We start from the raw sequence: 22846 nt of genomic DNA, 5'->3' as shown, positions 1-22846 counted from the left end.
CGCGTTGCAAGGGCTCAGGCAGTCTTCGCCATGCTGGCGGCATTGACGCCGATTTCGAGCCGTGCCCAGACCGGCAGGTGGTCCGAGCCCTTGCGGGCCAGTTCGGACCGATGCACCCCCGATTCCCGGACGGTGATGTCGGTGGTGGTGATGATCCGGTCGAAGCTCAGGACCGGCCGCGAGGAATGAAAGCTCGGGCCCGGCGCAATCACCTGATGGTTCTCGGAAAAATGCGCCAGGCAGCCGCCTTCCGTCGTCCATTGGTTGAGATCGCCCATGATCACCGTGGGCAGGGCCTCGTCGAGCACGTCGAGCTGATGCAGCACCGATTGCGCCTGACGACGGCGCCACAGGTCGACCAGACCCAGATGCAGGCCGATGATCCTGATCCTTTCGCTGCCTGTGTCGAAATCGGCCAGCACTGCGCCGCGCGGTTCGAGCGCCGGCAAGGTGAGCGTCATGGTGTTGATGACCCGCACTCCCTTGCGATGCAGGATGGTATTGCCGTGCCAGCCCAGGCTGCGCTCGCGCATGCCGAAGCTGATGGCTTCATATTCCGAGTGCTCGGAGATCAGTTCGGGGGAGAGGGAGGCGGTGCGGCTGCCGAAGCGCCGATCCACCTCCTGGAGTGCTATGATGTCGGCATCGACCTCCTTGAGGATGTCGATGATGCGCAAGGGATCGCGCTTCCAATCCGTGCCGACGCTCTTGCGAATATTGTACGATGCTACGCTGATCATGCCCACTAATGTGCCGTGAAGCTGTGACAGGTCAATGATCGAGGCGGTAGAATTGTTGCGATTTACCGCGTTGTGCGGCGTCTTGCGCGCTGTTCATCGCCCGTTATGCGCTGCCATGTTCGCCCTAGACCAGCGGACCGAGGGAATTTTCGGGGTCGCCGTTGATGGAGTAGCCGCCATCGACCAGCCAGTCGACGCCGGTGATGAAGCCAGAACCCGGTTCGGCGAGGAAGCGGATGACGCGGGCGATTTCCCCCGGCTCGGCCCAGCGCCCCACAGCAGCGCGCTCGGCGAAGGGGGCATAGGCCAGAGTGCCCGCCTCCATCTTGGCCCGCAGCACGTCGGTGAGCACATAGCCGGGCGAGACGGCGTTGACGGTGATGCCGTGCCGGGCGTTCTCCAGCGCCAGCCCGCGCGTCAGCCCGCCGATGGCCGCCTTGGCGGTGGAATAGGCGGTGCGCCGAGGCAGGCCCACATGGCCGATGACCGAGCCGAGATTGATGACGCGGCCGAACCCCTTCTCGCGCATGCCGGCGATGAAGGCCGCCGCGACGATGGCGGCACCCGAGACATGCACCTTGAGCATCCGCGCCAGGTCGTCGGCCGGCAAGGTGTGGTGATCGCTGCTCTCGCGCTGCATGATGCCGGCATTGTTGACGACGATGTCGACAATGCCGAGACGGGCGCGGGCGGCGTCCCGCGCCGCCGCGACGCTGGCCTCGTCGGCCACGTCCATGGCGACGCCGATGGCCCGCACCCCGTGCTCGCCCGCCATGGCGGCGGCAAGCGCGTCAGGCGCGGCGAGATCGGCGAGCACCAGATCGCAGCCCGCGCCGGCGAACTCGCCGGCGATCGCCTTGCCGATGCCGCCGGCGGCGCCCGTCACCAGAGCGACATGGCCCGCCAGCAGCTCCGAAGCGATGGGAGCGGCAGCGTTCACTGCCCTGCCCTCGCCCGGGCATGCCCGGCGACATCGGGATTGGCGAGATAGGTCGGCTCCCGCCCCTGCAGCACGTCGACGACGTTCTGGGCCGTCTTGCTGCGGATCTCATATTCGGAATCTTCCGAATACCAGGCCGCGTGCGAGGAGAGCACCACATTGTCCATGGCGAGCAGCGGATTGTCGCCCCGGACGGGCTCGGTCTCGAACACGTCGAGCCCCGCCCCGGCCAGCCGCTTTTCGGAAAGCGCCGCTATGAGGGCAGCCTCGTCGATGACCGGACCCCGGGCGGTGTTGACCACGATGGCGGTGGGCTTCATCACCGCGAACTGGTCGCGCGAGAGGATATGCCGGGTCTGCTCGACCAGCGGCACGTGGACCGAGAGATAGTCGGACTCGCGGCACAGGGTTTCGAGATCGACCAGCTCGACCCCCATGGCCTTGGCCTCGGCAGCGTCGGCATAGGGATCATGGGCGATGATGCGCACGCCGAAGCCGGCCATCTTCACCGCGACCTTGCGGGCGATATTGCCGAAGCTCAACAAGCCCAGCGTCTTGCCGCGCACCCGGTAGAGGGGCTTGACCACGGTATAGTCCCACTTGCCGGCCTTGACGGCGGTGTCGAACTTGACGAGGCCGCGCACCACGGCGAGCAGCAGCGCGATGGCGTGGTCCGAAACCTCCTCGAGCGAACCGTCCGGGACGTTGCCGATATAGATGCCCAGCTCGGTGGCGGTCGGAACGTCGATGGTGTTGAGCCCGATGCCGTAGCGCGAAATGATGCGGCACTTGTCCAGCGAGCGGATGACCCGCGGGGTCAACTGGGCGTACTGGTTGAGGACCGCATCGGCGCCGGCACAGGCGGCGATCAGCTCATCCTCGGTCCGTGCCTGATTGGGCGTGAGGGTCAGCCCGGCGCGCGCGAAAACCTCGGTTTCCGGGCCCAGATCGGGGAATTCATAGTCGGTGAGAACGATCTTGTAGCTCATGGTACTCAATGGGCTCCGAAGCGATCGTCGAGGGACTGGTGGAAGGGCAGACCGACGATCTCGGTGAATTCGGCATAGGTGTGCTGCGGACCGGCATTGGCCGGGGTGCCGTTGGCCTTGAGGGCGGCAAAGGCGTCGGCCATGGCGCGGGTGGCGGTAAAGAGCGCCGTGACGGCATAGAAGACCACCGAGAAGCCGAGCTCCTCGAGGTCCTTTGCGGTCAGCGCCGTGGTCTCGTTGCCATCGACGATGGAGACCACCTTGGGCCCCTCGACGGCGCGGGCGACCGCTTCGACTTCGGCAATCTTCTTGATGCCGTCGACAAAGACCAGATCGACGCCGGCGTCCTGATAGAGTTTGGCACGGCGGATGGCCTCCTCCACGCCCGCGGCCGGCAGGGCGTCGGTGCGGCCGATGACCAGGAGGTCGTCGCCTTCCCGCGATTCGAGGGCCGCCTTGAGGCGGAGCACGTTCTCATCGGCCTCCATGAGCCGGATGCCGGCCATCTGGCCGCAGCGCTTGGGCGCGACCTGATCCTCAAGATGGATGGCGGCGACGCCGGCCTGGATATATTCGCGCACGGTGCGGTGGATGTTGGACGGGCCGCCATAACCGGTATCGGCATCGGCGATGACGGGGATCGAGGTCGCCCGGACCATGTTGCGAGCGTGTTCGGCCATCTCCGTCTGGGTCAGGAGGCCGATATCGGGCATGCCGAGCCGGGTGGCGGTGGCGCCGAAGCCGGTCATGTAGATGGCGTCGAAGCCGGCGCGCTCGACCAGCCGCGCCGAGACGGAATCCGGAGCGCCGGGCGCCATCACGATGCCGGGTTGCGACAGGCGGTGCTTCAAATTCTTTGCGTGATTCATTTGCTCGCTAGAGTCCATTGAGGGTGGGGGTTGGCATGCCCCGGCGGTCAGGCCGAGGATTTTTCGGTCTCGGTGAGCACCGAGATGTAGATTTCGGCGGTGCGGTCCACATGGTGGTCCATAAGGGTGCGGATGCTGTCCAGATCACCATCCCGCGCGTGTTCGAGGAACAGCTTGTGCTCGCGCAGCGACTGCTCGCGCAATTGCTCGATGGGGCGGGTGAGATGGGTGCGCAGGGCCGCGATGGGCCCCGAGACGAGCTGATAGGCATCGATCACATAGGGGTTTCCCGAGAAATCGACAAAGGCCTGGTGGAAGGCGGTGTCGAGATGGCCATAGGCCACCGCATCGCCCCGGTCCCGAGCCTCGTCCATGTCGGCGACCACCTTCTCCAGCCGGGCGATCAGCCCCTTGCGGTCGCGCTCCAGCGCCATGGCGAGGGCGTTCATCTCGATCATCTTGCGGTAGTCGCAGATGCGGGCGACATCCTCTACGCTGGGGGAGAACACCGAGCTGCCGCGCTTGGACTGGATGCGCACCAGCCCCTGCTGCTCGAGCTGGATCAGCGCGTCGCGTACCGGGGTGCGGCTGACCCCGAAGGTCTCGGCCAGCATCTCCTCGCGGATGGCTTCCCCGAGCCCGAAATCGCCATCGATGATTGCCTTGCGCAAGCGGTCGGCGACGATATCGGCCAGCGACCGGGGCTGCTCGATCCTGAGGTTCTTCATGCAGCCACCCGCGGTCGGCGATAGCGGCGATAGAGCGCCACGAGAAGCGGCGTGAACCACAGGGCGAGGGTGACCACCCCCAGCCCCCCGGCGATGGGACGCTCGAAGAAGGCCAGCGGGTTGTTGTCGGCCTTGATCAGCGAGGTGATGAGGTTGCGCTCGACCAGCGTGCCCATCACCAGCCCCAGCACGGCCGGGGCCACCGGGATGCCGTTCTCCTCCATGAGATAGGCGAAGACGCCCACCACCATCATCACGGTGATCGCCGTGGTGGAGAGTTCGATCGAGAACGACCCCACGATGGCAAAGCACAGGATGAGCGGCGCCAGCGCGGTCTTGGACACCCGCAGCACGGGGGCGGCCATCAGGATGGCCAGAATGCCCAGCGGCACCATCAGGAGGTTGGCCAGCATGAAGACGAGGAAGATGGCGTTGACCTCGACGGCGTTGTTGATGAACACCATGGGGCCGGGATTGAGGCCCTTGACGTAGAGCACGCCGATGACGATGGCGGTGATCGAGTCGCCGGGAATGCCGAACACCATGGCCGGGACATAGGCCCCGCTCAGGGCCGAATTGTTGGCCGCGCCGGAATCGACCAGCCCTTCCTCATAGCCCTTGCCATAACGCTCGGGATGCTTGGAGAAGCGCTTGGAGATCGCATAGCTGATCCAGGACGCGATGTCGGAGCCCGCGCCGGGCAGGATGCCCACCAGCGTGCCGACCACCGAGCCGCGCGCCACGTTGAAGCGGAACTTCCACAGGATCTTGCCCATGCCCTCGAAGAGCTCGGAGACCTTGGAGATGGATCGGGCCGAGACGGTATTGTCGCGGTGCACGATGGCGCGGATCACCTCGGGCACGGCGAAAAAGCCGATCAGGGCCGGAATGAACGGCACGCCGGACAGGAAATCCTGCTGGCCATAGGTGAAGCGCGGATAGCCCGAGCTGGTATCGAGCCCCACAGAAGCCACCAGCAGCCCCAGGCACAGGGCCATGACGCTCTTGACCAGCGTGCCCGACCCCAGCATCACCGCCGCGCTGAGCCCCAACAGGGCCAGCCAGAAATATTCGAACGAGGTGAAATTGAGCGAGACTTCGGCCAGTTGCGGCGCCGCGATCATCAGCACGGCGGTGCCGAACACCCCTCCGATGGCCGAGGTGACGACGCACAGCCCGAGCGCGATGCCCGGCTTGCCCTTGAGGGTGAGCTGGTGCAGGTCGTCCACATAGGCGGCCGAGGCGGCGGTGCCGGGAATGCGCACCAGCGCTGCCGGGATGTCGGAGGCAAAGATCGCCATGGCCGACATGGTGACGATGGCGCCCACGGCCGGAACCGGGTCCATGTAGAAGGTGATGGGCACCAGCATGGCGGTGGCCATGGTGGCCGACAGGCCCGGCACCGCGCCGATGAACAGGCCGAACAGCGCGCAGGCCAGGATCACCATCAGCGTATAGGGCTCGAGGACGAGCTGAGCGGCGGCAATGAGCGTTTCCATGGCCGATCTCCTAGAACAGCGGTCCGGCGGGCAGCGGGACCAGCAGCAGGCGCGACATCAGGAAGTAGATCCCGAACACGAAGCCCACCGCGACGGCCACCCAGAGCAGCGAGCGATGCCCGAGCAGCATGAAAAGCGTGACGAGGAGCAGGACGCCCCCGATGAGAAAGCCGATCTGGCTGAAAAAGGCGGCGAGGAGGATGGTGCCGAACACCGAGACCACCACGGCGATGGCGCGCGAGGGCACAAGCCAGCCTTCATTGAGCACCACCAGCTTGCCAAAACCTTCCGCGATGCCCTGGCGGGCGATGATCAGGCCCCCGATGACAAACAGGGCGCCGAACAGCATGGGAAAGCTGCCTGGGCCGATCGCCTGGCCCGGCATGCCGGGAAAGCGGGATGCCTCGAACAGCACGTAAGCGCCGAGCACGACGAAGAACAGGCCGATCAGGCTGTCATGGATGCGCATGAGAGCAACTCCTCAAAGAGCAGGAGGCCGCCCGGGGCGGCCTCCTGTATTGCGCTTAGCGGGCGAGGCCCACGGCCCGCAGGGTGGTCCCCATCTGGGCGTCGGAATCGGCCATGAACTGCTCGAATTCCTCATTGGGCGTCCACTGCATGGCATAGCCGCTGGCTTCCATGAACTGGGTGTATTCGGGGTCCTCGACCACCTTGCCGATGGCGTCGGCCAGCGTGCGGGCGATCTCGGGATCGAGGCCGGCCGGGGCGGCGATGCCGCGCCAGGAGCCGAGCGCGAAGGCAACGCCGGTCGCTTCCTCGAAGGTCACCAGATCCGGGGCCGCATCGGCGCGCTCGGTGGCGAAGATGGCCAGCGGCTTGATGCGCCCGGCATCCATCAGCGCCCGGGCTTCGGGCAGCGAGGCGGCCACGAAATCGACGCCGCCGGCGGCGAGGTCCTGCAGGCCCGGCGCGGCACCCTCGGAGGGCACCCAGGCGACGCGCTGAACGGGGATTTCAAGGGCGTTCAGCATGCCGGCCACGGCCAGATGGTTGACGCCGCCCTGGGCCGAGCCCGAGGCCTTGAATTCGCGATCCGCGCTGGCTTCGACCGCCTCGATGAGGGCGTTGACGTCCTCATAGGCGGAATCGGAACGCACGAAGATGGCGGCCGGATCGGAATTGTAGAGCCCGATCGGGGTGAAGGCCGTGTAGTCGAGCTCGGTCAGCCCCTGATAGTGCATGCCGCCGATTTCCAGCGTGGCGATGCCGATGGTGTAGCCGTCCGGAGCGGCGTTGGCGATGGCCGAATGGCCCACCACGCCCGAACCGCCGGTGCGGTTCTCGACCGGCACCGGAACGCCCAACTCGCCTTCGAGCAGCGTGGCGATGATGCGGGCCGTGGCATCGGTGCCCCCGCCCGCGCCCCAGGGCACGATCATGGTGATCGGCTTGGACGGATAGTCCTGAGCCGTGGCGGCGCCTGCCGCAAAAACCATTGCACCGGCGACGAAGCCAGCGCCCAAGATTTTGGATATCTGCATTAATCTCTCCCGTTCGGGCAGCCGGCTTACCGGGTGCCTTGAATACCGGATACTGTATACAACAGGGAGAGTCAAACGGGATTTAGGGCAATAAAGGCAGCGGAAAAGCGCTTGAGGTTTTCCGCAAAACCCAATGATTTGGTGGGTTAATTTTCCGTTACCGCGCCGGGAGCGCTCACAGCCGGTGAAAATTCGATGACGATTTTTTGGCGGCGCGAAACGGCGTGGTGGAGATAAAAAGCGGGCCGGGCGCCCCTGCCCCATCCTCGAAACAGGAGGGGGCAGAGCGGCCCGGCCCGATGCAAGGCGGGGTCAGATCGGGTAGTGGACAGCGCCGTCCTGGACGGTGACCCAGCGCAGTTCGGTGAATTCGGCGATGCCCCAATTGCCGCCGAAGCGGCCATAGCCGGACGCCTTGACGCCGCCAAAGGGCATCTGCGCCTCGTCATGGACCGTGGGCCCGTTGACGTGGCAGATGCCGCTCTCGATGCGGCGGGCCACGGCGAGGGCGCGGTTGACGTCCTTGCCGAACACCGCCGAGGAGAGGCCGTATTCGGTATCGTTGGCGACGCGCACGGCCTCATCCACCGAGCCGACGCGGACCACGGTGACCACCGGGCCGAAGGATTCCTCGCCATAGATGCGCATGGACGGGGCGACCTTGTCGAGCAGGGTGGCGTCCATGATGGTGCCGTCGATGCGGCCGCCGGCGGCAAGGACCGCACCCTTGCCGGTCGCGTCCTTGATCAGCTGTTCCAGCCGCTGGGCGGCGCCCACATCGACCACGGAACCGAGCGGGGTGTCGCCCTTGGTCGGGTCGCCCGCCACCAGCGTCCGCGCCTTGGCCGAGAGCTTTTCGACAAAGGCGTCGGCGACCGAGTCCAGAACGACGATGCGCTCGGTGGACATGCAGATCTGGCCCTGGTTCATATAGGCCCCGAAGGCGGCGGCGGCGACCGCCTCGTCGAGATCGGCGTCATCGAGGACCACGAAGGGCGCCTTGCCGCCCAGTTCGAGCAGGGCCGGCTTGAGGTGCCGCCCGGCCTTTTCGGCGATGATGCGGCCAACCCGCGTCGAGCCGGTGAAATTGACCCGGCGCACGGCCGGATGGGCGATCAGCGCCTCGACGATCTCGCCCGCATCCTCGGGCGCGTTGGAGACGGCGTTGAGCGCGCCCTTGGGCAAGCCGGCTTCGAGCAGGGTCTCGACGATCAGCCGATGGGTGCGCGGGCAGAGCTCGGAAGTCTTCATCACCACGGTATTGCCGCAGGCGAGCGGGGTGGCCAGCGAGCGGACCCCGAGGATCACCGGGGCGTTCCACGGCGCCATGGCCAGCACCACGCCGGCCGGCTGGCGCACGGCCATGGCGAGGCTGCCGGGCCGGTTGGAGGGGACGATCTCGCCCTTGATCTGGGTGACGAGGCTGGCCGCCTCGCGCAGCATGTCGGCGGCGAGCGTCACGTTGAACATGGCCCAGCCGGCGGTGGCGCCGATCTCAGCCCCCATGGCCTCGACGAATTGCGGGCCCCTGGCTTCGAGGATGTCGGCGGCCTTGAGCAAAATCTTGCGCCGCTCCTTGGGGAGGGATCTGGACCATTCCGGGAAGGCGGCGGCGGCGGCATCGGCGGCGCGCTGGGCGTCCTCGACGGTCGCGGCGGCGGCGCGGGTCGCCACGGTGCCCGAGATGGGATTGCGGCGTTCGAAGACCGCGCCTCCCGACGCGTTCTGGTCTTCATTGGCGATAAGCAGGCCAAGCTGTTCCATCGCTGGTGTCTCCTTGGTGTGTGTCAGGCGGCCGAGCCGCCGAGAAATGCCTGTTGCACCGCTGCGTCGGTCTTGAGCGCTTCGGCGGTATCGGCCCCCACGATGCGGCCCGCTTCCATGAGGTAGCCGCGATCGGAGATCGAAAGGGAAATCGAGACGTTCTGCTCGACCAGAAGCAGCGCCACGCCGGTCTTCTTGACCCGGTCGAGGGCGGCGAACAATTCGGTGACCACGATGGGCGCCAGCCCGAGGCTGGGCTCGTCGAGCATGAGATATTGCGGATTGCTCATCAGGGCCCGCCCGATGGCCACCATCTGCTGCTCGCCGCCCGACATGGTGCGCACACTCTGGCGCCGGCGTTCGGCGAGGCGGGGAAAGAGGTCGTAGACAAGGGCGCTGCGCTCGGCCTCGCCGGCCCGGGCGCGGCGGGGATTGGCGCCGAGCAGCAGGTTTTCCTCGACGGTGAGATCGCCGAACATCCCCCTGCCCTCAGGCACCAGCGCGATCCCCGTCTCGGGTATCCGATGCGGCGCGACGCCGATGAGCGAACGGCCGTCAATGGTGATTTCCGAACCCTTTTCCGGGCGCGCCAGACCGGCGATGGCCTTGAGCAGCGAGGATTTACCCGCCCCGTTGGCGCCCAGAATCACTACGGTCTCGCCTTCGCCCACGCTGACCGAAACGTCCTCGAGGGCCCGGTGACGGCCATAGCGCAAAGAGAGATTTCTGACTTCAAGCATGGCCCTCTCCCAGATAGGCCGAGATGACGACGGGATCGGCCAGCACCTCGGCGGTGGGGCCTTCGGCGATCTTGTTGCCGACATTCATGACCACGGCCCGGCTGCACAGGGCCCGCACCGCTTCCATGATATGTTCCACCAGCAATATGGTCATTCCCCGGTCGCGCAGCGAGACGATGAGGTCGATGCCGACGCGCAATTCGGTGGGATTGAGCCCCGACAGCCATTCGTCGAGCAAGAGGAGGCGCGGCTCGGCGGCCAGCGCCCGGGCCAGTTCCATGCGCTTCTGGTCGATATAGGTGAGGTCGTCGGCGTGCTCGCCGCCGCGTCCGGCCAGGCCCACTTCGGCCAGCAATTCGTGGGCGCGCTCGGTCGCCCTGCTGCCCCAGAGCGGATCGCGCCGGAAGGCCAGGGCGGCGACGACATTCTCGGCCACGGTGAGCGAGGGCAGGATCTTGACCAATTGGAAGGTGCGCGAAACGCCCTTGTGGGCGATGCGGTGCGGGGCAAGGTGGGAAATCCGCTCCCCGGCCAGCGCGATGGTGCCGGCGGTGGGCGACAGCGCCCCCGAGATCATGTTGAGCACCGTGGTCTTGCCCGAGCCATTGGGGCCGAGCAGCGCCGCGATCTCGCCCTCGCCGACCGAAAAGCTGACATCGTTGACGGCGGTGAGGCCCCCGAACTGCTTCTTGAGGCCGGTGATTTCGAGCAATTGCGTCATTGCGCCGCCTCCTTGCGCCGGGCGCGTTTGAAGAGGTCCTCGGCCAGCGCGACAACCCCGCGCGGCACGATGAAGACGATGGCGATGAACATCAGGCCCAGAATGATCGAATAGTGATTGGGGAAATTGGCGCTCAGCCATTCGAACAGCAAAAAGAGCGGGATGGCGCCGAGCATCGGCCCCCAGAGCCGGTTCGCGCCGCCCAGGAGCGCCATGATGACGGTGAGGAACGAAACGGTCGGATTGAACACGATGGCCGGCTCGATATAGGTCCAGCGCGGGGCCTGGATGGCGCCGACCAGGGTGATGATGGTGGCGCTGATGGCAAAGAGCGCCAGCTTGACGCGCGAGATGTCGATGCCCGTATGGGCGGCCACGGTCTCGTCGTCGCCGATCACCTTGAGGGCCAGCCCGATGCGCGAGCGCGAAATCCACCAGCCGATGAGGAGCGTAATGGCGGCAAGGCCGAGCAACTGCCAATAGATCTCGGTGGCGCTGATCGGCAGGAAGATATAGCGCCCCAGGGTGCCGGTGACGTTGACCTCGTACCAGGTGACCAGCTGGCGCACCAGTTCGGCCAGCCCGAAGCTGAAGATCACGAAATAGACCCCGGCCAGCCGCAGCGTCGCCAGCCCGACGACGAGCGCGACGCCGAGCCCGATCAGCCCCGCCGTGACGAGCACCAGCGGATAGGGCATGGCTTCCGAGAGCACGGCGACCGTATAGGCGCCGATGCCGAAAAAGGCGACGGTGGCCAGCGAGATATAGCGGGTCGGCCCCGAAAACAGCGCCCAGGCGCTGGCCAGGGTCACATAGCCGGTCATGCCGAGCAGCAGGCCGACGCCATAGGCCCCCAATTGGGTGGGCATGAAAGCGAGGGCGAGGAGGGCCAGTCCGACGAGGACGAAGCCGATTATCGTGCGGGTCATCGGCCGGCGGCCTTTCCGAACAGCCCGGCGGGCTTCCACAGAAGCACCACGAGGAAGATGAGATAGGTGGAGGCGAGCGTGAGGCCGGGATCGACATAGGTGGCGACGAACGTCTCCACCAGCCCGAGCAGCAGCCCCGCGACCAGCGCCCCCATGAGATTGCCCAGCCCGCCCATGATGACGATGACCAGCGCCTTCATGGTGAACACCACGCCCATGGAGGCGTTGAAGGTCTGGTACATGGAGACCATCACCCCGCCCGAGGCGGCCAGCATGGTGCCGAGCGCAAAGGCGAAGCGGGCCGTGCGGTTGACGTTGATGCCGACCAGGGGCGCCGAGGCCGGCGCCACGGCGATGGCGCGGATGGTAGTGCCCCAGCGGGTGCGAGTGAGCACCAGGAACAGCACCCCGCCGATGACGATGGCCAGCGCGAAGGCCAGCAGCCGGTTGGCGGCGATGTTGGCGCCGAGGACGTTCACGCCGAAATTGAGGTAGTTGTAGCTGGTGTAGTTCGAGCCGAAGGTGATCAGCATCACCCCCTGGATGACGAACAGCAGCCCGAAGGTGGCGAGGATCGAATCCACCTCCAGCGAACCGGTCCGGGACGAGCGGCTGACCAGCGGCTGCATCATGACGCCGTAGATGAGATAGCCGAAGACGAAGGCCCCGGGCAGAACGATCGCCATGCCCAGCAGCGGATTGATGCCGAAGGTCGAAAACAGGATGAAGGCGGAAAAGGCGGCGAAGATGGTGATCTCGCCATAGGCGAGGTTCATGATGCGCGAGATGCCGTATTGGAGCGTGAGGCCCATGGCGACCAGCGCATAGGTGCCGCCCAGCACCAGACCGGAGATGAGCGCTGTCAGAAGCATGGGAAAGCCTGTCCTCGTCTGTTCTGCGATGCGCGGCCCTGCCCCTTTGGGAAGGCAGGGCCGCGCGCTGTCACTGGCCCTGCCAGGGCTGCTTGGGGAGACGGATCTCGCTGGCCCCGTCGCGGTCGGACGGCTCGAGCGCCACGAAGACGCCATCCTGCCACTGGCCGGTCCACCACAGGTCGCGGAGCTGGTTGTCCTCCAGCGTGGTCTCGCCCAGGATGGTGGTGAAGGTGCCGGTGGAGAGCTCATTGGCCACCGCCTCGCGGTCGAGGCCGACGCGGCGGATGGCTTCCTCGAGCATTTCGAGCCCGGCATAGGTCATCTGCGAGGCCCAGAAATCGGGGGCCTGGCCGATGAACTCCTCATGCCGCTGGCGGTAATCCATCAGCGCCGCGTTGGAGGTGTCGATGCCGCCAAGGCTCAGCACGCCCTCGGCATTGTCGCCATTGGCCCCGATATAGGTCGGGAACGGCGTGCCGACCCCGAGATAGAACACATCCGGGTTGAAGGCGGCGACCTGGGCCTGCTGGGTAAGCGCGAAAGTATCGGGCGGATAGGAGAAGGCGACGAAGCTGTCGGCGCCCGAAGCCTGCGCCTCGTTGATCATGGGCGAGAAATCGGTGGTTCCCGGCGGATAGGTGCGGTCCATGACGATGTTGAGCCCGGCCTCGGCAAAGGTTTCGCGGGCCGCATTGACCAGGTCGATGCCGAACCCGTCGGCCACCGAGATGATCGCCACATCGGCGTTGATATCGCCCGCCGCATGGGCCTCGCCCAGAACCCCGGCCAGCGCGCCGGCATAGTCGGCGCCCCCGCCCAGCAGCCAGAAGCTGCCCGGCCAGCGCTCGGCGAATTCGGCGGCGCGGTCGGTGACGGCGGCAGAGGCGATCAGCGGATAGCCGAAGCGGTCGAGCAGCGGCGCGACGGCGAGGTTGAAGCCGGTGCCCCACGGGGAAAGGACGAAATCGACCTCGTCCTGGGTGACGAGGCGCTCGACGGCGCGCACCACTTCCTCGGCCGAGGAGCGGTCGTCATATTCGACGACCTCGATGGGCAGGCGCGATCCGTCCGGCAGTTCCAGCCCGCCGGCTTCGTTCACCTCATGCACCCAGAGGCGGTAATTGGGAATGGTGGTGATGCCCGCGCCGCCGGCATTGCCGCCGGTGATCGAGACGGCATAGCCGATCTTGACCGAGCTGCGGTCCTGGGCCGAGACGGCGGCGGCGCTGACGCCCGCCAGAAGGGTTACGGCGGTGCCGAGAACGCGCAGGGCATTCCGGCGGGAAATGAGAGTCATGCAAAATCCTCCTCTGGCCCCATGTGGGGCATGGACGCGCTCCGGCTCTGGTCTTTTCGAGCGCCTCGGGGCACGCTAGCCTAAAACCGGCAGCGATCAGAATAGACTTTTTGCTCAGAAACTTGTACTTTTGCACGATCCAGACGGAGGCGGAATGCGGGCAAACGGCGCATCACGGGATTGGCGGCAGAAACTGGACCTCGCCCAGGAGGTGGAGAGCCAGTCGATCAATTCCCCGCTCGACCAGACCCAATGGACCCTGCACGGCCGCCGCAACCGGATTTTCGTGCTGGTCTCCGGCAATGGGGAAATCGCCACCGGCACCGATACCCAGCCCATCCATGCCCCCATTCTGGTATGGGTGCCCTCCGGCCAGCCGGCGCGGCTGACGCTATTCGCGGGATCGCGCGGGGCGTGGCTGGCCATCTCGGACGCGGCGCTGGGCCAGATCGCCCTGCCCGGCAACATCGCCGAGGACGTGCGCCACCTCGCCCTGCGGCCGCAACTGGCCAGCCCCATCTCCCGCGAGGTCGGAACGCGGCTGAGCACGCTGATCGCCACCATGGAAGGGGAATTGCGCGACAACCTGCCGGGCGCGCAGGAAATGGTGCGCCACCAGCTGGCCATCGTGTGCATCCTCGTCTGGCGAAGCTCCGACATGGTGAGCGCCGCCCCCCAGCCCACGCCGCGCAATGTGGTAAACAATTTCCTGCATCTGGTCGACCAGCAGATGCGCCAGCACTGGTCGGTGGCCGATTATGCCCGCTATCTGGGGGTGAGCGCCGGCCGGCTGACCAGCGCGGTGCAACGGGCCACCGGGCAGACCCCGCAGCGGCTGATCCATTCGCGCCTCATGGCCGAGGCGCGGCAGATGCTGGAGAATTCCGGCATGCAGATCGCGGAGGTCTCGCTCTCGCTCGGCTTCGAGGACACCGCCTATTTCTCCCGCTTCTTCAAGCGGCTGAACGGCAAGTCGCCGCGCGAATACCGCAAGGACTTCGCCCGCAACCAGATCCGGCAATCGGGCTCGTTCGCCGCCTGGCCCTGATCGACCCGATTGCGACAATGGCGGCAGATGGCTAAAGGGAACACACACAGTGACGGAGTCGGATGCCCCATGAAGACCGCGATTGCGACCGTATCGATCAGTGGCGATCTGCGCGAAAAGCTCACGGCCATCGCCGCGGCGGGATTCGACGGGATCGAGATCTTCGAGAACGACTTCCTCGCCTTTGACGGCGGCCCGCGCGAGGTGGGGCGCCTGGCCCGCGAGCACGGCCTCGACATCTCGCTGTTCCAGCCGTTCCGCGATTTCGAGGGCCTGCCCGAGCCCGAACGCTCGCGCGCCTTCGCCCGCGCCGAGCGCAAATTCGACGTCATGGAGGAATTGGGCACCGATCTGGTGCTGATCTGCTCCAACGTCTCCCCCGCCGCGCTGGGCGGCATCGACCGCGCGGCGGCGGACCTCCATGAACTGGGCGAACGCGCCGCAAAGCGCGGCCTGCGCATCGGCTATGAGGCGCTGGCCTGGGGCCGGCATGTCCACGACCACCGCGACGCCTGGGAAATCGTGCGGCGCGCCGACCATCCCAATGTCGGGCTGATCCTCGACAGCTTCCATTCCTATGCCCGCAAGATCGATCCCGAGACCATCCGCTCCATCCCCGGCGACAAGATCTTCTTCGTGCAATTGGCCGATGCGCCGCTGATCGACATGGACCTGCTCTATTGGAGCCGGCATTTCCGCAACATGCCGGGACAGGGCGATCTCGACGTGACCCGCTTCGCGCGCGCCATCGCCGCCACGGGCTATAATGGCGTGTGGTCGCTGGAAATCTTCAACGACCAGTTCCGCGGCGGCTCGCCCGGCGCCATCGCCGTGGACGGCCACCGTTCGCTGGTGGCGCTGATGGACGCGGTGCGGCGCGCCGAGCCCTCCATTTCGGTCGACCTGCCGCCCATGCCGGCCCCGATCGCCGTCGAGGGGGTGGAATTCATCGAATTCGCCGCCAATGAAAGCGAGGCGCAGAACCTCGCCGGCCTGCTGGGCTCCATGGGCTTCGTCCATGCCGGCCACCACATCGCCAAGGAAGTGGACCTCTACCGCGCCGGGGACATCAATATCGTCATCAACACCGAGCGCGAGGGTTTCGCCCATTCGGCCTATCTGATGCACGGCACGACCGTGTGCGATATCGGGCTGAGGGTCGAGGACGCCGGAGCGCCCGTCGCCCGCGCCCGCGCCCTGGGGGCCGAACCCTTCGAGCAGCCGCTCGGCCCGGGGGAATTGCAAATCCCGGCCATTCGCGGCGTCGGCGGCGGGCTGATGCATTTCATCGACGGCAAGACCGAGCTGGCCCGGGTGTGGGAGACCGAATTCCACATCGCCCCGGGCACAGCAGGGCCCGATACGGGACTGTCCCATATCGACCATGTGGGCCAGACGATGAATTACGAGGAATTGCTGAGCTGGCTGCTGTTCTACACCACCCTGTTCGAGACGCGGAAGACGCCGATGCTCGACATCGTCGATCCGGCCGGGCTGGTGCGCTCACAGGTCATCGAGAACGACGCCGGAACCATCCGCTTCACCCTCAACGCCGCCGACCAGCGCTCCACCCTCGCCGGACGGTTCGTGGCCGAAAGTTTCGGCTCCTCGGTGCAGCACGTGGCCTTTGCCACCACCGACATCTTCAAGACCGCCGAGGCGTTTGGCGGCACCGGTTTCGGCTTCCTCGAAATCTCGGCCAATTATTTCGCGGATTTGCAGGCCCGGTTCGGGCTGGACGACGCCTTCCTCGACCGCCTCAAGCGCAACAACATCCTCTATGACCGCGACGAGAAGGGCGGGGAATATTTCCAGCTCTATTCGGCGCTCTATGGCGACGGCTTCTTTTTCGAGGTGGTGGAACGGCGCAACGGCTATGCGGGCTATGGCGCCCCCAATGCCCAGTTCCGCATCGCCGCGCAAAAGCGCGAGCTGCGCCACAAGGCGGTCCCGGCCCGCTGAGTCTTTATTTGGTCGCGTTTCCAGCTAGGGGGCGAGCCAGACCTCGAGATAGCCCGAGACGGTGCGGCGCACGTCGAAGCCGGCCCGGATGCGGGCGGCGGCGCGCAATTGCATGGGATCGGTCTCGGCTTTTCCCAGATGGGCGAGCATCCTGGCGGCCACCGCCGAACTGTCGGCCGGATCGGCGACCAGATAGCCGTCCGAGCCGTCGCAGATGATCTCCTCCATGCCCGGGGTATGGGAGGAAATGCACACGCACCCCGCCGCCATGGCTTCCTTGATCACATTGGGGATGCGCTCCCATTGCGAGAGCAGCAGGAACATCCGGGCGTCCAGCAGCATGTCGCGCAGCGCGCCCGGCGCAAGCCAGCCATGGAAGCGGACGCTGTCGGCGATGCCGAGCCGATAGGCCTGACGCTGCAGCGCGTCACGCTCGGGCCCGTCGCCAACCAGGTCGAGCCGCGCCTCGGGGCGTGAGGCGAGAACCAGCGCGAAGGCGTCGAGCACCAGATCGAAGCGCTTGAACCCCAGCAGCCGCCCTGCCGTCACGATACGCAGCGGGTCCTTGGCTGGCAGGGCGTCGGCGGGAGGATAGGCGGCAAGGTCGATGCCGTGATGGACCACCCGCACCGGGCTGCCCGCCGCCAGCTCGGCAACCGCGCCGATATTGGCGCGGGCCAGGGTGAAGACCGCGGCAGAAGTGCGCGCCGCCTCCCGCGTTATGCTTCCGGCCCGCGCCAGATCATAGGCGCTGAGCCCCAGCGTGTGCCGGGTGGCGGGGGAGCGGCCGGCGAGCAGGCAGAGCACCAGGCTGGGATAATGGCCCCAATAGGCGTGGACGATATCGGGCCGCTGCTCGGCGATCCGCAGGGCGCAGAGCAGCGCGCTGGGCAGGGCGGCGAGATAACGCAGCCGCACCGAAGGCGGCAGGGCGCGGTCGGTGACGGCGAGGCGGGCCAGAGCCATGATGCGCCGCATGCCGAAGGTCCGCACCGCCTGCCACAGCCGCCTTTTGTCCGCAAAGGGCGGATAGGTCACAACGCCATCGACGCCCTGCTCGGCCGCGATCCGCTCCCGCCGGGGGTGCAGGCCCTTGAGGGTATGGACCGCGATCTCGACGCTTGGCCCCAGAGCCAGGATCTCGCGGCTGAGAAAGGTCTCCGAAGGCACCGGGAACTGCATGGTGACGATGGCCAGACGCGGCCGGGTGGCGCTCATTTGGCGACCGGCCGGACCAACTGCCAGAGCCGCGCATTGCCATGCCCGAGCAGGAGCCGGCGCGCTAGGCGGGCCAGAGGCGGCAGCGCCGCGCAGACGGCAAGGAACGCCCCGGCCAGCACCACCAGCGGAGTCTTGCGCTCGTCGGCCGCCATGCGAATCAGGAGGGCGGCGCCGTCGCCATCCTCGGCGGCGAAGGCCTGCACGGCCTGACGGGCACAGAAATCGGCCAGTTCCGGCGACCGCGTGCGGAAAAAGGCGGCATTGGGCCCGAACCGATCGACGAAATCGCGCCCATTGGCCAGCCGGTCGAAATGGCATTGCCGGGCGAAAAGGGCCAGGCCCTTTTGCAGCACCAGCTTGAGGCGATCGGCGGCCACCCCATCCTCCTGGAACAGGCGGCGCTCGTAGAGATTGTCGTCGAGGATCGCGATGCCGCAATGGGGCGCCATGCGAATCCACAAATCACGGTCCTGGGCCAACTGGAAGAAGGGCCGGTAGCCGCCGACCGCATCGTAGACGGCGCGGCGCATCATCACCGTGCCATGCCCGAGCGGATTGGGGCCATAGAGGAGGTGATCGAGCTCCGGCCGCAGTGCGGTGAACCGCGCATCGGTGCGCAGGCCATGGGACGGGCCGCCGAACACCACATTGTCGTATCGGGTGCCCACCACCCCGATCGCGGGATCGGTATCGAGCAGCGCGGCCTGCGCCGCCAGCCGGCCGGGCAGCGAGATGTCGCCGGCCCCCTGGATGGCGATGTAGGCGCCGCGGGACTCGGCGATGGCGCGGACGATGGCCCGGTTGAAGCCGGTATTGTCCTGATGGATGACCCGCAGGCGCGGATCGTCAAAGCCCGAAAGGATGTCCCGCACGCGCGGATCGGGGCTGCCGTCATCGATAAGGACGATCTCGAAATCGGCTTCGTGCTGGGAGAGGAGGCTGGCCAGCGTCTCCTCGATATGGCCGGCGCGGTTGTACCAGGCGCAGACGACGGAAATCCGCGGCGCGCCCGGCCGGCTTTCAGCCCTCATGGCGAATCCGGGCGCCCAGCGCCTCGAGCTTGCCGCCGAAATCCTCATAGCCGCGGGCGATCTGCCACGCATCCGAAATCACGGTTTCCCCCTCCGCCGCCAAGCCGCACAGGGCCAGTGCCGCGCCGGCCCTCAAATCGACGGCGCGCACCTCGGCGCCGTGCAGCCCCCCGCCCCTGCCCTCGATGACCAGCATGTCCCCCCGCACCTCGTGGCGCAAGCCCATGCGGGCCATTTCCCGCACATAGCCGTAGCGGCCGGGAAAGCGCAGATCGACGATGCGCGATTCCCCGCGCGCCTGCGCCGCCCAGGCGGCGAGGATGGGCTGCACGTCGGAATTGATGCCCGGATGCGGCCCGGTGCTGATTTCCAGCGGATAGCAGAATTTTCCGCGCACGATGACTGAGCGCTCGCCCTGGTAGAGGCTGGCGCCGGCGGCGCGCAGATGGGCGAGGACCACTTCGAGATCGCCTGAGGGGAAATCGAAGATCTCCACGTCGCCGCCGGTGATGGCCGCGGCGACCAGCCAGGTGATGGCCTCCATGTTGTCAGCGATGACCCGATGGGTGGCGCCGTGCAGGCCCTCCACGCCCTCGATGGCGATATGCTCCTGCCCGAACACCGCGATGCGGGCCCCCATGCGGCGCAACAGCGCCACCAGATCGAGGATTTCGGGCCGGATATGGGGGTTCCAGATGCGCGTGGTGCCCCGCGCCAGCACCCCGGCCAGGATGGCGTTCTCGGTGGCGCCGGTCGAGCGCAGGGGCAGGTGGATATCGGCGCCGGAGAGTCCCCGCGGCGCCTCGGCGCAGAGGAGGCCGCCCTCCTGCCAGACCCTGGCACCCAGCCGTTCGAGGACGAGGATGTGCAGGTCGAACTTGCGGTCGCTCAGATTGCAGCCCCCCGGCAGCGGCACGGCGGCGACCCCCATGCGCGCCGTGAGCGCCCCGAGCACCAGCAGCGTGTTGCGGATCGAGCGGCCCGGCCAGTCCAGCGTGGTCAGAAGCGGCGGGCCGTCCTCGGTAATCACCACCCGGTCGGGCGCAGCGAGGGTGACGGTCTTGCCGAGCTGGCGCAGCATGCCCGCCTGCACCTCGGCATCGAGCAATTGCGCCGGGTAATTGGCCAGCTCCAGCGTTTCCGAGGTCAGGAGGCTGGCGGCGAGGAGGCGCAGGGCGCTGTTCTTGGCCCCGGACAGGGTGACATTGCCCTCGAGCCGGCTCCGGGCCACCACCAGAAGCTGCGCCTCGCCCTCCATAGCGGGCGAAAGGCGGGCGGGGTCGACTGGCTGCGGGCTTGGCATGGATCGGGCTCCGGCACGAAAAGCAAGAGTTCCAGATATTGCGCCCCCAGGCAATAGTCGCCCCGGCGAATAGTTGCGGGCCTAAAGACTTTCCCCGGCCGATCTTGCGCGATTGCGCACGGCATTGAGCACGGCCCAGCCCTGGACAATCGTTTGCCCCGTGGCGGCAAGTGAAAAGACCAGCACCAAGTCGGCGACGGGGAGCGCGAAATAAAATGGCAGCACGAACACCAGCGTCACCACAATAGAGCGCGTGATGCTGAAGACGAGGAACTGCTGGTTCCGGCCGATGATCGACAGGGTCTGGGTGAAGGGCGCCGTCGCGAACTGGGCGAACATCAGGATGGCGAGGAGCGAACTGAGCGTTCCGGCCAGGCCCCATTCGGGCCCGAGGACGAGGCCGAACAGCTCCCTTCCGAACAGCAGCAGGACGGCGGCGGGCACGACCCCCAGCGCCGCCATGCGCAAGAGGACGGCGCGGGTGAGGAGATAAAGGCTTCGGCCATCCGCGGGATCGATGCGTGCGGCCTCGGCGTAATAGGCCTTGCTCATATTGCGCCCCAGCAAGTCGACCGGCAGCGCTATGGCCAAAAGGGCCATGCCGAATTGGCCGGTGACCGCCGGCCCGTAATGCAAAGCGACAAAGAGCAGCGGCGCCTGCCGCCCATAGGCGAGGAACAGATGGCCGGGAAAGCGATAGGCGGGAAAGGTGCGATAGCGGCGGGCCACCGCCCGGAGGCGCCTCGGGCGGACAAAGCGCATCCCAGCACGCAGATCGGCGGCAAAGCGCAGGAACAGCGAAAGGATGCCGCCGCTCTGGGTCACCACCTGCCCGATCAGCAGGCCCGCCGGCTTCACCCCGACGAGGCCCAGCGCGATCTTGGTGCCCGCGCCGATCACCGCCTGCCAGACAAGGGTGCGCGCCACCGGGCCATAGGCGCGCTTGCGCGTGGCCCAAAGGGTAAGGATCTCATAGCTGCCGGCCCCCAATAGGCCGAGGACGATCAGCCACCACCACGGCGCCCGCGCCTGCATGGAGACGAGCCCGAGCAGGGTGGGCGCGAAGGCCCAGAGCAGCACGCCGCTGCCGAGCGCCATCACCGCCATCAGGAGGGCAGAGAGAACCACGAGGTTGATGGCGGCGGCATCGCCGCGCGGCAGCGGGATGGCCAGCACGTAGCGCAGGCTCAGCCCCGGCAGCAGCAGGGTGATCAGCGCCGAGAACACCGAGAGGACGCCGTAATCCTCCGGGCCGTAGATGCGCGCCAGCACCGGCAGGGCGGCGATGCCCAGGAGGCGGGCAAGGAGGCTGCCGGCGGCCAGCTTGAACATGCCGCGCAAGGCGGCCTGCGCCGTCCCGCCCGCAAAGCGCGACAGCAGCCGCGCGGGCGCCGCCAGGACGCCCCGGCGCGGTGCCCGGGCCTCATCGCGCTTCATGACCCTGCCCCTTGAGGCGGCGGCGGAGACCAGTCCATAAATGCATCGGCGCCAAGGTGAACGAGGGCAGGTAACCAAGCTCCGATCTTGCGCCAGCAGCAGCAACTTGTCCATGGGCGGCAAAGTGCATCCGCCCCATCGGGAACCGCTTGACTGTTGATGCGGCCCCTGCTCTGAGTAATAGAAGACTACTCCGTTCGGCCTGTTGGGGGGCACCATGAAGAACCGGGTTGCGCGTTGGGGCCGGGCCATGCTGGTCGGGCTGGCATTGTTTCTTCCAACCTCGGTTTCTGCCTTCGATACGAAGCTGGTGACCCTCAAGGTGGGCTACGCGCCCGGGGGCGAATATGATCTGGTGGCGCGCATCGTGGCGCGGCATCTGGGGCAATACCTGCCCGGCCATCCCGAAGTCATCGTCCAGAACGTTCCCGGCGGGGGAAGCCTGCGGCTGGCCCAACTGATGCTGGGGAGCGAGCCGAGCGACGGCAGTTCCATCGGCCTCATCGGATCGGCGGTGTGGGTGGCGCCGACCCTCGACCCGGCGGTCGGGGATTTCGACCCCCTCGGCCTGCGCTGGATCGGTTCGCTCGCCGCCGCGCCGGATTCCCTGTGCATCGTTGCCAAGTCCCTCGGCATCGAGACCGTCGAGGCGTTCCGGGAGGGCGATTTCATCCTGGGGGCCACGGGGCGCACCAGCACCGGCTATTATTTCGCCTCGGCGGCGCGCAAGGCGCTGGATGCCAAGTTCCGCATCGTCACCGCCTTCGAGGGCATCGCCGAGCTCGAACTCGCCCTGCTGCGGGGCGAGATCGCCGGACACTGCTTTGCGGCGGCGGAGGATTTGCGGCGCGCCGAGCTGGGCGAGCACGTCAATGTGGTGCTGCGGGCCGCCGGCCCCGAGGAGTCGCCTTACGCCGATGTGCCCCGGCTGCGCGATTTCATCGAGGACGCGCATATGCGCGCCGCGGTGATGCTGCTCGAAGGCACCCGCGAGTTCAACTTCCAGTTCATCGCGCCCAAGGGGACCAGCGAGGAAACCATGGCGGTGCTGCGCGATGCCATGGCGGCCATGGCCGCCGATCCCGCCTATGCCGCCGACATGGCGATCATCGACGGTGTGGTGCTGCGCCTCGTGCCGGGCGGGGAGCTCGAAACGGCCCTGCGCGCGCGGCTCGACGCCGATCCCGACATCTTCGCCCTCGCCCGCCAGCTCATCGAATGAGGCTCGGCCCGCACCCCCTCCGGCATGCG

21 protein-coding genes are annotated in these 22846 nt (G+C 67.0%); 3 read left to right on the top strand and 18 right to left on the bottom strand.

The genetic code is table 11. The features are described 5' to 3' along the window. Positions 1 to 14 precede the first annotated feature (14 nt). From DVH29_RS01800 to DVH29_RS01735, 14 genes are all read right to left on the bottom strand, one after another. The gene (locus DVH29_RS01800) at positions 15 to 740 is read right to left on the bottom strand and encodes an endonuclease/exonuclease/phosphatase family protein (protein WP_114644453.1); all 726 of its coding nucleotides are present in this window, start codon (positions 738 to 740) and stop codon (positions 15 to 17) included. Positions 741 to 864: 124 nt separating this feature from the next. Beyond that, on the bottom strand, positions 865 to 1680 hold the full coding sequence (locus DVH29_RS01795; RefSeq protein ID WP_114644452.1) for an SDR family NAD(P)-dependent oxidoreductase: 816 nt from the start codon (positions 1678 to 1680) through the stop codon (positions 865 to 867). Then, complete coding sequence (locus tag DVH29_RS01790; protein ID WP_114644451.1) at positions 1677 to 2669, bottom strand: C-terminal binding protein; 993 nt, start codon at positions 2667 to 2669, stop codon at positions 1677 to 1679. Before DVH29_RS01790 ends, DVH29_RS01795 begins: the two co-directional genes overlap by 4 nt. 5 nt (positions 2670 to 2674) lie before the next feature. Further along, a complete protein-coding gene (locus DVH29_RS01785) occupies positions 2675 to 3538 on the bottom strand; it encodes an isocitrate lyase/PEP mutase family protein (RefSeq protein ID WP_114644450.1) in 864 nt (287 codons plus the stop codon). Positions 3539 to 3585: 47 nt separating this feature from the next. Continuing rightward, positions 3586 to 4266 carry a GntR family transcriptional regulator gene (locus DVH29_RS01780; protein ID WP_114644449.1) on the bottom strand — a complete coding sequence of 227 codons (681 nt, stop codon included), beginning with the start codon at positions 4264 to 4266 and terminating at the stop codon, positions 3586 to 3588. Next, entirely contained in the window at positions 4263 to 5765 is a 1503-nt protein-coding gene (locus DVH29_RS01775; protein ID WP_114644448.1) for a tripartite tricarboxylate transporter permease, read from the bottom strand. Before DVH29_RS01775 ends, DVH29_RS01780 begins: the two co-directional genes overlap by 4 nt. Positions 5766 to 5775: 10 nt before the next feature. Continuing rightward, positions 5776 to 6234, bottom strand: a complete 459-nt coding sequence (locus DVH29_RS01770) for a tripartite tricarboxylate transporter TctB family protein (protein ID WP_114644447.1) — start codon at positions 6232 to 6234, stop codon at positions 5776 to 5778. 55 nt (positions 6235 to 6289) lie between these two features. Continuing rightward, the gene (locus DVH29_RS01765; RefSeq protein WP_114644446.1) at positions 6290 to 7267 is read right to left on the bottom strand and encodes a Bug family tripartite tricarboxylate transporter substrate binding protein; all 978 of its coding nucleotides are present in this window, start codon (positions 7265 to 7267) and stop codon (positions 6290 to 6292) included. A 312-nt stretch (positions 7268 to 7579) separates the two neighbouring features. Then, positions 7580 to 9031, bottom strand: a complete 1452-nt coding sequence (locus DVH29_RS01760; RefSeq protein ID WP_114644445.1) for an aldehyde dehydrogenase — start codon at positions 9029 to 9031, stop codon at positions 7580 to 7582. 23 nt (positions 9032 to 9054) lie between these two features. Further along, positions 9055 to 9771 (bottom strand): ABC transporter ATP-binding protein, encoded by a 717-nt coding sequence (locus DVH29_RS01755; protein ID WP_114644444.1) that lies wholly within the window; start codon positions 9769 to 9771, stop codon positions 9055 to 9057. After that, a complete protein-coding gene (locus tag DVH29_RS01750; protein ID WP_114644443.1) occupies positions 9764 to 10492 on the bottom strand; it encodes an ABC transporter ATP-binding protein in 729 nt (242 codons plus the stop codon). Before DVH29_RS01750 ends, DVH29_RS01755 begins: the two co-directional genes overlap by 8 nt. Beyond that, on the bottom strand, positions 10489 to 11421 hold the full coding sequence (locus DVH29_RS01745; protein ID WP_114644442.1) for a branched-chain amino acid ABC transporter permease: 933 nt from the start codon (positions 11419 to 11421) through the stop codon (positions 10489 to 10491). The genes DVH29_RS01750 and DVH29_RS01745 overlap by 4 nt, the downstream gene beginning before the upstream one ends. After that, positions 11418 to 12293 (bottom strand): branched-chain amino acid ABC transporter permease, encoded by an 876-nt coding sequence (locus DVH29_RS01740; protein WP_114644441.1) that lies wholly within the window; start codon positions 12291 to 12293, stop codon positions 11418 to 11420. The genes DVH29_RS01745 and DVH29_RS01740 overlap by 4 nt, the downstream gene beginning before the upstream one ends. A 70-nt stretch (positions 12294 to 12363) precedes the next feature. Then, positions 12364 to 13593, bottom strand: a complete 1230-nt coding sequence (locus tag DVH29_RS01735; RefSeq protein ID WP_114644440.1) for an amino acid ABC transporter substrate-binding protein — start codon at positions 13591 to 13593, stop codon at positions 12364 to 12366. A gap of 154 nt (positions 13594 to 13747) precedes the next feature. Between DVH29_RS01735 and DVH29_RS01730 the strand changes: the two genes are divergently transcribed. Both DVH29_RS01730 and DVH29_RS01725 read left to right on the top strand, forming a co-directional pair. Continuing rightward, positions 13748 to 14641, top strand: a complete 894-nt coding sequence (locus DVH29_RS01730) for a helix-turn-helix domain-containing protein (protein WP_114644439.1) — start codon at positions 13748 to 13750, stop codon at positions 14639 to 14641. Between the two features lie 69 nt (positions 14642 to 14710). Further along, the gene (locus tag DVH29_RS01725; protein ID WP_114644438.1) at positions 14711 to 16603 is read left to right on the top strand and encodes a bifunctional sugar phosphate isomerase/epimerase/4-hydroxyphenylpyruvate dioxygenase family protein; all 1893 of its coding nucleotides are present in this window, start codon (positions 14711 to 14713) and stop codon (positions 16601 to 16603) included. 24 nt (positions 16604 to 16627) lie between these two features. On the opposite strand, the gene DVH29_RS01720 is transcribed toward DVH29_RS01725, so the two are convergent. From DVH29_RS01720 to DVH29_RS01705, 4 genes are all read right to left on the bottom strand, one after another. Next, positions 16628 to 17821 carry a glycosyltransferase gene (locus DVH29_RS01720; protein ID WP_158541524.1) on the bottom strand — a complete coding sequence of 398 codons (1194 nt, stop codon included), beginning with the start codon at positions 17819 to 17821 and terminating at the stop codon, positions 16628 to 16630. Continuing rightward, positions 17818 to 18855: a glycosyltransferase family 2 protein gene (locus DVH29_RS01715; protein ID WP_158541523.1), complete on the bottom strand. Its 1038-nt coding sequence runs from the start codon at positions 18853 to 18855 to the stop codon at positions 17818 to 17820. Before DVH29_RS01715 ends, DVH29_RS01720 begins: the two co-directional genes overlap by 4 nt. Then, positions 18845 to 20158 carry a UDP-N-acetylglucosamine 1-carboxyvinyltransferase gene (locus tag DVH29_RS01710; protein ID WP_199562505.1) on the bottom strand — a complete coding sequence of 438 codons (1314 nt, stop codon included), beginning with the start codon at positions 20156 to 20158 and terminating at the stop codon, positions 18845 to 18847. The genes DVH29_RS01715 and DVH29_RS01710 overlap by 11 nt, the downstream gene beginning before the upstream one ends. A gap of 81 nt (positions 20159 to 20239) precedes the next feature. Then, on the bottom strand, positions 20240 to 21595 hold the full coding sequence (locus DVH29_RS01705; RefSeq protein WP_158541522.1) for a lipopolysaccharide biosynthesis protein: 1356 nt from the start codon (positions 21593 to 21595) through the stop codon (positions 20240 to 20242). A gap of 217 nt (positions 21596 to 21812) precedes the next feature. Between DVH29_RS01705 and DVH29_RS01700 the strand changes: the two genes are divergently transcribed. Beyond that, positions 21813 to 22817: a type 2 periplasmic-binding domain-containing protein gene (locus DVH29_RS01700; RefSeq protein ID WP_147275977.1), complete on the top strand. Its 1005-nt coding sequence runs from the start codon at positions 21813 to 21815 to the stop codon at positions 22815 to 22817. Positions 22818 to 22846: the final 29 nt, after the last annotated feature.

Origin of the sequence: Pelagibacterium lacus (assembly GCF_003345525.1) — a bacterium.
GTDB classification, from domain to species: Bacteria; Pseudomonadota; Alphaproteobacteria; order Rhizobiales; family Devosiaceae; genus Pelagibacterium; species Pelagibacterium lacus.
This window is presented reverse-complemented; position numbering and strand designations above follow the sequence as displayed.

Excerpts from the sequence above, each read along its gene's own strand:
- DVH29_RS01800 (WP_114644453.1), bottom strand. The coding sequence starts at position 740 with ATGATCAGCGTAGCATCGTACAATATTCGCAAGAGCGTCGGCACGGAT.
- DVH29_RS01790 (WP_114644451.1), bottom strand. The coding sequence starts at position 2,669 with ATGAGCTACAAGATCGTTCTCACCGACTATGAATTCCCCGATCTGGGC.
- DVH29_RS01785 (WP_114644450.1), bottom strand. The coding sequence starts at position 3,538 with ATGAATCACGCAAAGAATTTGAAGCACCGCCTGTCGCAACCCGGCATC.
- DVH29_RS01780 (WP_114644449.1), bottom strand. The coding sequence starts at position 4,266 with ATGAAGAACCTCAGGATCGAGCAGCCCCGGTCGCTGGCCGATATCGTC.
- DVH29_RS01775 (WP_114644448.1), bottom strand. The coding sequence starts at position 5,765 with ATGGAAACGCTCATTGCCGCCGCTCAGCTCGTCCTCGAGCCCTATACG.
- DVH29_RS01770 (WP_114644447.1), bottom strand. The coding sequence starts at position 6,234 with ATGCGCATCCATGACAGCCTGATCGGCCTGTTCTTCGTCGTGCTCGGC.
- DVH29_RS01765 (WP_114644446.1), bottom strand. The coding sequence starts at position 7,267 with ATGCAGATATCCAAAATCTTGGGCGCTGGCTTCGTCGCCGGTGCAATG.
- DVH29_RS01760 (WP_114644445.1), bottom strand. The coding sequence starts at position 9,031 with ATGGAACAGCTTGGCCTGCTTATCGCCAATGAAGACCAGAACGCGTCG.
- DVH29_RS01755 (WP_114644444.1), bottom strand. The coding sequence starts at position 9,771 with ATGCTTGAAGTCAGAAATCTCTCTTTGCGCTATGGCCGTCACCGGGCC.
- DVH29_RS01750 (WP_114644443.1), bottom strand. The coding sequence starts at position 10,492 with ATGACGCAATTGCTCGAAATCACCGGCCTCAAGAAGCAGTTCGGGGGC.
- DVH29_RS01745 (WP_114644442.1), bottom strand. The coding sequence starts at position 11,421 with ATGACCCGCACGATAATCGGCTTCGTCCTCGTCGGACTGGCCCTCCTC.
- DVH29_RS01740 (WP_114644441.1), bottom strand. The coding sequence starts at position 12,293 with ATGCTTCTGACAGCGCTCATCTCCGGTCTGGTGCTGGGCGGCACCTAT.
- DVH29_RS01735 (WP_114644440.1), bottom strand. The coding sequence starts at position 13,593 with ATGACTCTCATTTCCCGCCGGAATGCCCTGCGCGTTCTCGGCACCGCC.
- DVH29_RS01730 (WP_114644439.1), top strand. The coding sequence starts at position 13,748 with ATGCGGGCAAACGGCGCATCACGGGATTGGCGGCAGAAACTGGACCTC.
- DVH29_RS01725 (WP_114644438.1), top strand. The coding sequence starts at position 14,711 with ATGAAGACCGCGATTGCGACCGTATCGATCAGTGGCGATCTGCGCGAA.
- DVH29_RS01720 (WP_158541524.1), bottom strand. The coding sequence starts at position 17,821 with ATGAGCGCCACCCGGCCGCGTCTGGCCATCGTCACCATGCAGTTCCCG.
- DVH29_RS01715 (WP_158541523.1), bottom strand. The coding sequence starts at position 18,855 with ATGAGGGCTGAAAGCCGGCCGGGCGCGCCGCGGATTTCCGTCGTCTGC.
- DVH29_RS01710 (WP_199562505.1), bottom strand. The coding sequence starts at position 20,158 with ATGCCAAGCCCGCAGCCAGTCGACCCCGCCCGCCTTTCGCCCGCTATG.
- DVH29_RS01705 (WP_158541522.1), bottom strand. The coding sequence starts at position 21,595 with ATGAAGCGCGATGAGGCCCGGGCACCGCGCCGGGGCGTCCTGGCGGCG.
- DVH29_RS01700 (WP_147275977.1), top strand. The coding sequence starts at position 21,813 with ATGAAGAACCGGGTTGCGCGTTGGGGCCGGGCCATGCTGGTCGGGCTG.